This window comes from Nafulsella turpanensis ZLM-10, from assembly GCF_000346615.1.
GTDB lineage: Bacteria > Bacteroidota > Bacteroidia > Cytophagales > Cyclobacteriaceae > Nafulsella > Nafulsella turpanensis.
Window position 1 is genome coordinate 1 of the sequence record NZ_ANNU01000011.1, and the last position, 1,370, is coordinate 1,370.

Consider the following 1,370-nt stretch of genomic DNA (forward strand, 5'->3'; position numbering starts at 1 on the left):
CATGAGTGGTCGGAAGAAATTCCGGCCACTTTTTTTATGTTTTGAAGAGTCTGTCGAGGTCTCCCTTGCAGTGCACCACCACGATAGCAATGGCTAGGTTTCTGACTTCCATAGCAAATCTTCTTTTGGCAGTTTTGTAGCCTATAGCGTTTGCTTTCTTGTAGATAAGTAGCAGCATAGCTAGAATCAGGGTCATATAAAGCATCACCTGTATACCATTCTGGTTGAGAGAAACCAGATGGCTCAGGTTCAGTTCCTGTTTTAAAAAGCGGAAAAAAACCTCTATGTCCCATCTTCGGCGATAAGCACGGGCAATTTCTTCAGCAGGCATCTCCAGTTCATTGGTCAGCAGCCAGAAATGCTGCTCTGGCTGTTGCTTAGTTTGCACAATAACCAGGCGAAAGTCCTGCTCAAGCAAGCTTTCCCGATGATGAATGTTGCCTTTCTTGTTTTTGATGGGCTGATTGCAATAAAGCCTGACCAGTTCATCGCTCAACAGGATTACCTCCCCCAGGTCTGTCTGCTGGTCTTCCTTTAGTAGATTGCTTAGTGGTTCGTATTTGCGGTTTTCCCTGGCCCGGCAAACAAAGCTGACTTTCTGCTCATCAAAGACTTGCAGACTGCGGGAGGATTGCATGCCCCGGTCTAAAACGTAGAGGTTCTGATGATGGGCCTGCTGTTTAACATGCTGCCAGACTATCTGGGGCAGGGCCACTTCTTCGCTGTTATACATCTTTTCTGTAAAAGCCTGGGCACTGCAGGGTAGTAGCCCGTCAAAAGCCAGGGTGTATTTCACTGCCTTCTTACCACGGTCATGTCCCAGGCTTGACTGGAGCTTGCCTGCCGTATCGCTAACCAGAGAACTATCTACACGGATGAGCTTTTGCTGGTCACCATCAGCATATAGGGCTGCATATTGCTCATAAATACACTCATAGATTTGGCGAAAATAATCAGCATCTATACAAGATAGCCGCTCCGAGATAGAGCTTCGTCTTATGCTTTCGCTTGCATCCAGCTGGAAAAGCTGCTTAAAGAGTGGGTCATTAAAGGTGTCTTCCAGGCTGCGCTGACTGAGCCGCTCGTTTTCCAACATGCCATAAAGCAGCAGGTAGAACATCTTTCGTCCATGCAGCACCTTACTATAACGGTCTACACTGCCCTGAAGGGAGAGCTGCTCTAGGTATTGGTCAGGAATAAGCGATAGCAACTCTTTTACGCTGATTTTGTGGTCTTTAAATGTGCCCATAACTCATTGTCATTTAGCCTGTAATAACAACAAAATTAAAGCTCCTAAGGCTAAAGCATGGAATGAATTGTTACCACTAAAAATAAAAAGGTCGGAAGAAAAAATCTTCCGACCACTCCTG

General features: G+C 46.0%; 1 protein-coding gene. It reads right to left on the minus strand.

Annotated features, from left to right (window positions below):
• Positions 1 to 34: 34 nt before the first annotated feature.
• Positions 35 to 1,249, minus strand: a complete 1,215-nt coding sequence (locus tag F752_RS0105760; protein ID WP_017730782.1) for an IS4 family transposase — start codon at positions 1,247 to 1,249, stop codon at positions 35 to 37.
• Between the last annotated feature and the right edge of the window lie 121 nt (positions 1,250 to 1,370).